General features: G+C 68.0%; 7 protein-coding genes. 2 read left to right on the top strand and 5 right to left on the bottom strand.

What is annotated here, in order from left to right; translation table 11 throughout:
* A partial coding sequence (mshA, locus tag WB785_RS04345; RefSeq protein ID WP_424077461.1) for a D-inositol-3-phosphate glycosyltransferase occupies positions 1-1,181 on the bottom strand: 1,181 nt, incomplete at its 3' end.
* A complete protein-coding gene (locus WB785_RS04340) occupies positions 1,159-2,448 on the bottom strand; it encodes an ROK family protein (protein ID WP_424077460.1) in 1,290 nt (429 codons plus the stop codon). The genes mshA and WB785_RS04340, both read right to left, overlap by 23 nt.
* A gap of 190 nt (positions 2,449-2,638) precedes the next feature.
* Here WB785_RS04340 and WB785_RS04335 point away from each other — a divergent pair, with 190 nt between their 5' ends.
* Complete coding sequence (locus tag WB785_RS04335) at positions 2,639-3,379, top strand: SDR family NAD(P)-dependent oxidoreductase (RefSeq protein WP_424077459.1); 741 nt, start codon at positions 2,639-2,641, stop codon at positions 3,377-3,379.
* On the opposite strand, the gene WB785_RS04330 is transcribed toward WB785_RS04335, so the two are convergent.
* Both WB785_RS04330 and WB785_RS04325 read right to left on the bottom strand, forming a co-directional pair.
* Positions 3,357-4,670 (bottom strand): L,D-transpeptidase, encoded by a 1,314-nt coding sequence (locus WB785_RS04330; protein WP_424077458.1) that lies wholly within the window; start codon positions 4,668-4,670, stop codon positions 3,357-3,359. The two genes, WB785_RS04335 and WB785_RS04330, sit on opposite strands and share 23 nt — an antisense overlap.
* 46 nt (positions 4,671-4,716) lie before the next feature.
* Positions 4,717-5,793: a UDP-N-acetylmuramate dehydrogenase gene (locus tag WB785_RS04325; protein ID WP_424077457.1), complete on the bottom strand. Its 1,077-nt coding sequence runs from the start codon at positions 5,791-5,793 to the stop codon at positions 4,717-4,719.
* Positions 5,794-5,819: 26 nt separating this feature from the next.
* Between WB785_RS04325 and WB785_RS04320 the strand changes: the two genes are divergently transcribed.
* Positions 5,820-6,344, top strand: coding sequence for a DUF2505 domain-containing protein (locus WB785_RS04320; RefSeq protein WP_424077456.1), 525 nt, complete (start codon positions 5,820-5,822; stop codon positions 6,342-6,344).
* Between the two features lie 4 nt (positions 6,345-6,348).
* Here the strand turns inward: WB785_RS04320 and WB785_RS04315 are convergent, their stop codons facing one another.
* Positions 6,349-6,783: an SRPBCC family protein gene (locus WB785_RS04315; protein ID WP_424077455.1), complete on the bottom strand. Its 435-nt coding sequence runs from the start codon at positions 6,781-6,783 to the stop codon at positions 6,349-6,351.
* Between the last annotated feature and the right edge of the window lie 91 nt (positions 6,784-6,874).

Genomic DNA, 6,874 nt, shown 5'->3' with positions numbered 1-6,874 from the left:
TGACCGGACACCAGCGTGCCGCTGACCCCGCCGCGCACCGCGACCGGCAGCCCGCCGACCGCGGCGGCCACCACCGGTGTCCCGCAGGCCTGCGCTTCGAGGGCGACCAGACCGAAGGACTCCGAATAGCTGGGCACCGCCACCAGGTCGACGGCCTGGAACAGCCGGGCCAGGTCGTCCCGCGACTGCGGGGGCAGGAACGTCACCCGCGCAGTGATACCCAGTTCGTCGGCCAGGCGAACAAGCCCGTCCGGCGTCGCCTGCCCGCTGCCAGACGGCCCGCCGGCAACAACGATGTGCACCCGCGGCAGTTTGGCTGCCGCGCGCAGCAACACGTCGGGCCCTTTCAGCGGTTGAATGCGCCCGACGAACGCCACCACGTCGGCGTCCGGCGGCAACCCCAAGGCGGCCCTGGCGGCGCTGCGGTCGCCGGGACGGAACACGTCTAGGTCGACGCCGGGGTGGGCGACGTCGATCCGGGCCGGGTCGGCGTGGTGCAGCGAAACCAGTTGTCCGGCTTCGTCTTCGGTGTTGGCGATCAACCGGTCGGCTTCGTCGACCACCTGCTGCTCGCCAACTGTGCGTAGCGGCGGCTCAGGTGTATCACCGTCGGCCAGCGCCGCGTTCTTGACCGCGGCAAGCGTGTGCGCGGTGTGCACCAGCGGGACCGACCAGCGGTCGCGAGCCAGCCAGCCAACCTGACCGGACAGCCAATAGTGCGAATGCACGATGTCGTAATAGCCAGGCTCGTGGGCCGCTTCGGCGCGCAGTACGCCGGCAGCGAACGCACACAGTTGAGTGGGCAGGTCGTACTTGTCCAGGCCTTCGAAGGGCCCGGCGACCACATTGCGCACCAACACACCGGGTGCCACCCGCACGATCGGCGGATCCGTGGACGCGGTGGCGCGGGTGAAGATCTCCACCTCCACGCCCCGGCGAGCGAGATGGAGCGCGCTCTGCAGCACGTAGACGTTCATCCCGCCGGCGTCCCCGATACCCGGCTGGGCCAGCGGCGATGTGTGCACCGCCAGTACCGCAACGCGACGTGGATCGGTCAGCTCGGAGGTGTCCAGCTGAGACCGGCTCGGCTTGGAGATTTCAGTGTGGCCCACCCCGTCATCTTTGCAGGACCGCTTCGGTGCGATCCGAAGACGCAGGTCAGGCCGACGTCTCGGTGACAGCTTCCAGGTCGACTACCGGCGGCCGGGCGCGGCGCATGGCAGCCAGCGGATCGGCATACAGCCCGGCCAGCGACACGATGCCGGCCCCGGCCTCTTGCACCCGGTTGCCGAACGCGGTGACCCGAATATCACGCCCCGGCAACACCGAACGAGCCGCGAACGCCGCCTCCACGTGCTCCATGCCTTCCGGATATTCGGTGAATGCCTGCCCGCCGACCACCAGGTCGTCTGGGTTGAGCAGATCGCGCAGCAAGGCCACCGCCTCACCGAGCACCCTGGCCCGCTCGGCAAGCAGATCTTTGGCTTGCTGATTGCCCTGTCGCGCCGCACGCAGCAGCTCGGTGATGGCCGACGGGGACCCGTCGTTCCGGGCCGCCACGATGCGCATCCGGCGCGCCGCGGCGAGCACCGCCTCGTCGCTGACGGTGGATTCCAACAGCCCAGAACCGCCGAGCAGCTCCGATTGTGCGGGCAGGTGGGCGATGGTGCCGGGCCCGCTGCCCGGACTGTGCACCCGTCCGCCGATCGATAGCGCGTAGCCCACGGTCTCGCGCGCATAGATGTACAGGCTGGTGGTCGCGTTCGGTCCGAACCGCCGCATGCCAAGCAGCAGTTCGGCCGCGGCCATCGCGTCGACGTGGGACGCCACCGAGACCGGCAGACCCAGCGCCTCGGCAAATACCGTTCCGACCGGTGCGTCCCGCCAGCCCAGCCGGGCATGGTCGACGTGCCCGCTGGCGCCATCTACCGTCCCACCGATTGCCACCCCGACCCACAGGGCGCGGCGTCGGTGCCACCGCCTCAGGTACCGCCGGGCGCCGTCGGCCAGCGAGGCCAACGCCGGCCCCTGCGCGCTGCGGGGTGTCGGGGTCTCGACGACGTCCAGGGTCCGGCCGAACAGATCGGTGGCCACGATGCTGGTGGTTCGTGCCCCGATGTGGATGCCCAGCGTCAGGTACGGCTCGTGGTTGACCTCGACCGGAACTCGGGGACGCCCGATGGCACCGGAAACCGCCAAGTCGGCACGTTCCCGCAGAATGTCGGCGTCCAATAGGGCGGTGACCTGGCGGTTTACCGTCGCAATCGACAGCGACGTGGCTTTGGCGATGACGTCGCGACCAATGGGTCCGCGCAGCCGCACGGCCCGAAAGACCGATGCTGCGGCAGCGTCGGACACCTGCAGCGACGGCGCCACTACGCGGTGAGCTGACCGGCGTCGTGGCGCCGCGGAATGACTATGAGGAGAGGTAAAAGTGGTTGAGCGCACGTTGGTTGTCCTTGTCCGAGTTCCGATGGCGGGTCCTGGACCGCACCATCACGAGCGCTTCGGTTCGCTCAGGCGCGGCTAGCTGCGCGGCAACAACACGCACAGTCCGCGAACAGACACGCGGATGTGTAGCCGAACAAGGAACTGATGTACACACGAGGAACTTAGCACGCTTATTAGAGTTGTTCAGATGAAAGCCGATGACCGACGGGTCGCAGTGATTACCGGTGCTAGCGCCGGGATCGGCGAGGCGACCGCGAAAACCCTTGCTGCCCAAGGTTTTCACGTGGTAGCGGTCGCGCGCCGCGCCGACCGGATCAATGCGCTGGCCGCCGAAGTCGGTGGAACCGCAATTGTGGCCGACGTCACTGATGGCGCGGCGGTCGACGGGTTGGCCGCTCAGCTAACCCGAGTCGATGTGCTGGTCAACAACGCCGGCGGCGCCAAGGGTCTAGAGCCCGTGGCCGATGCCGACGAGGAGCACTGGCGGTGGATGTGGGAGACCAACGTGCTGGGCACGCTGCGCGTCACCCGTGCGCTGCTGCCCAAATTGATCGACTCCGGCAACGGCCTGATCGTCACCGTCACCTCGGTTGCAGCCATGGAGGTTTACGACGGCGGTGCCGGCTACACCGCGGCCAAACACGCCCAGGGCGCGCTGCACCGCACGCTGCGCGGCGAGCTGTTGGGAAAACCGGTGCGGCTCACCGAGATTGCCCCGGGAGCGGTCGAAACCGAGTTCTCCCTGGTCCGTTTCGGCGGTGATCTGCAGCGCGCCGACGCCGTCTACGAGGGCATGACCCCGCTGGTAGCCGCCGACATTGCCGAGGTAATCGGGTTTGTGGCCTCCCGGCCGTCGCACGTCAACCTCGACCAGATCGTCATCCGGCCGCGCGATCAGGCCACCGCTAGCCGCCGGGTCGGCCGGTAGTCGTCGTCGGGGTGCCCGACAGCGTCGGCGCATCGCGCGGAGTGGCCGGGGCGCTGCGCGGTATCGACACCGGCGACGGCTTGGCCCCGCTGGCCGGCGGGAGCGCCGACATCCCCACCCAGGTGTCCCAGTCGATGGCCCAGTCCCAGATGTCGCCGTCGGAGTAGGACAGTTCGATCGAGCTGCCGGTCACCTCGACCGGGTCGCCGTAGATCGCGCTGCTGAAGTACTGCTGGGCGTCGGACGTCGACAGGTTGATGCAGCCGTTGGTGACGTTGGTATTGCCCTGCGCGCCAGAGCTGGCCGGGTTGGCGTGGATGAACTCGCCGTTGTTGGAAATCCGCACCGCCCACCGCTCGTGGATGTTGCTGTAGCCGGCGGCCGGGTTGGACATGTAGAAGTCGGCGTACTTCTCACTGACGACGTGGATGCCGTTGCGGGTGACGTTGCGGGGTTTGTCGGCTTCGCCGTAGCTGCACGGGAAGTCCATGATGACGCCCTCGTCCCGGATCACTTGGATGCGGTGTGAGGACACTTCGGCTTTGACCACTTGGCGGCGACCGATCTCGAAGTTCAGGTTGAAGTCCTGTTTGCCGTAGGCGTCGTCACCGAACGCCAGCCCGTAGAGCTTGGCGTCGACACTGACCTTGGTGCCGGCCGGGTAGTACTCGCGGGTGCGCCAGTGGACTCGCGAGCCGCCGACCTCGTCGGGCAGCCACGCCCAGCTGCCCTCGACGGCCGGCTGGGTGGTGACCTTCAGCGCCCGCTCGACGCCGGCCTTGTCGGCGATGGGCGCGTCGAACTGGATGATGATCGGCGCCGCGACGCCGACGGTCTGTCCATCGTTGAGCTGGAACCCGCCGTCGATCACCTTGGTGGGGGCCACCGTGGTGAGCTTGCCCTGCACCGAGATGGCCTTGCCGTCGTGGCCGACCGCCGATCCGTTCCAGGTGTAGGTCGCGTCGTAGCCGAGCGGTTCGGTGATCGTGTAGATGGTGCGGTCCCGGTTCAGGGCGCCGTTGATCACCTTGCCGGACGAGTTGGTCAACGCGACGTGCTGGAACCAGCCGTCGCGTACCTCGACGCTGATCGGGGCGGTCGGGACCACGTTGGTGGCCTTGTCGGCCGGCCGATACATCAGGCTGGCCTGGGCCGGCGGCTTGGCCTGCTCCGGTTGTTTGCTCGACCCGCTGACGCAGGCGGCCAACACGTTAGGCGCGAAGATGCCGACCGCCAAGGTCGTCAAGGCCCGGCGCCGGTTGACCGGCGAGAGACCGCGCTCAGTGTTCACGACAACAAGATACCGGCGAAAATGACCCTCTTCGCGCCCACGCGATCTACATGGAGCAGCCGACCAGCACCGGCTCGGGTGTGAGTGTGACGCCAAACACATCGCGGACTCCGTCGCGCACCGTGCGCGCCAGCGCCACCACGTCGGCGGCGGCGGCTTCGCCGCGATTAGTCAAAGCAAGCGCATGCTTGGTGGACAGTCGGCAACGCGCGGTTGAGACGTCCGGATAGCCCTTGCCGAAGCCGGCGTGCTCGACGAGCCAGCCGGCGGCGAGTTTGACGCCATCGGGTGCCGGATAGTGCGGGACCGGCTGGTCGGTACTGCTGGCCAGCTTCTGGTAAAACTCCGGTGGGACAACCGGATTGGTGAAGAACGAGCCCACGCTCCAGGTGTCGTGGTCGGCGGGGTCGAGCACCATGCCCTTCCGGGTACGCAACGCCAGCACGGCCTCCCGAACCGCCGCGGGATCCGTGCGCTCGCCGGTCGTCGCGTTCAGCGCTGCGACCAGTTCGCCGTAGCGCAACGGCGCGCTGCGGCCCGAGGGGTCCAGCGTGAACTCCACCTCCAAAACGATGGCCGCGTCGGAGTGTTTGAGCACGCTGGTGCGATACCCGAATCCGAGTTCGCTGGGCGACGCCCAGCGCACCTCGCCGCTGCGGCGGTCCAGCAACCGAATCCGGGTCAGGGTGTCGGCGACCTCGACGCCATAAGCGCCGACGTTCTGCACCGGGGTGGCCCCCGCCGAGCCGGGAATGCCCGACAGACACTCCAGCCCGCCCAGGCCCGCGGCGATCGCCGCGACAACCACGTCGTCCCACACTGCCCCGGCCTCGGCCCGCACGATGCTGCCGTCGACGCTGATGTTGGCGGCGGCCAACCGCACCACGGTCAGGTCAGTCAGCGTCTCGGCGATGACCACATTCGAGCCCCCGGCCAACACCAGCAGCGGCCGGCAACCCTCGCCGTCGAGCTGGCGCAGCGTGGCAACCACTTGCTCGGTGCTGGTGGCCGTGATGACGCGCGGCGCGACCGGACCGACGCGCAATGTGGTCAGCGGTGCCAGCGGCATCGCTTCGTCGACGCGCGCGCCCGCGAAAGGTGTTCCCACACCACCTCTTTTCATGGGCCTTCACGGTAGCCTGACCTGCTATGCCGCGTTCGTTCGACATGTCCACCGACTATGCGGTCAGCGTCGAAAAGGTTTTGCAGGCCTTCGGCGAAGAGGAGTACTGGCTGGCTCGGCTCGCCGATTCGGGCGCCGACGACACCACGCTGAATTCGATGGAGGTCGGCGGTCCATCCGGAGATGACGGCAGCATCGATGTGATCACCACGCAGGTGCTGCGCAGCGACCGGCTGCCGGGCGTGATCACCCAGTTCCACCGCGGCGATCTGCGCATCCGTCGCGAGGAGAGATGGGAGCCGGTCATCGACGGTTCCGCGACCGCGACCGTGACCGGGTCGATCCTGGACGCGCCGGCGTCGTTGACCGGCACCGCGGTGCTGGAGCCGGTGCCGGAATCGGGCGGCGCCCGAATGAAGCTGCGGGCCACCGTCGAGGTGCGCATTCCGCTGGTCGGCGGCAAGTTGGAGAACTTCATCGGCAACCAACTGGTCGAGTTGCTGATCGCCGAGCAGCGTTTCACCACCACGTGGATCGGCGAAACCGCCTGATTGGTCAGGCGCCACCTTCGGCGGCCTTGATACCGCCCTTGAGCAGTTCACCGATCACCCTCTTCAGCACCGGCGACAGCAGCCAATCCGCGCGGGGGATCTTGGGTGTCGACCGCAGGTGCCAGCTGACCTCGGTCCCTGAGCCTGCTTCGCGCAGCTCGACCGTACCGACGTGATCCCGGACCGGCGCGCCAGAGAGCATCTTGTACGCGTAGCGGGTGGGTCGCTGGTAGTCGATGATCTCCTCGACGATCGGGGGCCCGACCGCCTCGATGCGTCTAACCGCGCCAACACCGTTCGGTGCGGGGTCTCCCTCACGATCCAGCGTGCTGCGACGTACCGCCCACACGTAGTCCGCGATTGCGCGGTGGTTGGTGAGGGCCTCGAACACTGTCTCGATCGGCGCCGTCGTGGTCTGCGTGAGAGTGAACTCGATCATGTCAAGGGATTCTGGCATCCGGTCGACCCGCCTCAGGCTTAGGGGCGACCCGCTGCGCCCGGCTTCGCCGCGCTTGCGATCGCCCCTAGGC

It is taken from the genome of Mycobacterium sp. (assembly GCF_049585075.1).
Taxonomy (GTDB): Bacteria; Actinomycetota; Actinomycetes; order Mycobacteriales; family Mycobacteriaceae; genus Mycobacterium.
This window is presented reverse-complemented; position numbering and strand designations above follow the sequence as displayed.

Coding starts and splice junctions, on each gene's coding strand:
- WB785_RS04335 (WP_424077459.1), top strand. CDS start 2,639: ATGAAAGCCGATGACCGACGGGTCGCAGTGATTACCGGTGCTAGCGCC.
- WB785_RS04325 (WP_424077457.1), bottom strand. CDS start 5,793: ATGAAAAGAGGTGGTGTGGGAACACCTTTCGCGGGCGCGCGCGTCGAC.
- WB785_RS04320 (WP_424077456.1), top strand. CDS start 5,820: ATGCCGCGTTCGTTCGACATGTCCACCGACTATGCGGTCAGCGTCGAA.
- WB785_RS04315 (WP_424077455.1), bottom strand. CDS start 6,783: ATGATCGAGTTCACTCTCACGCAGACCACGACGGCGCCGATCGAGACA.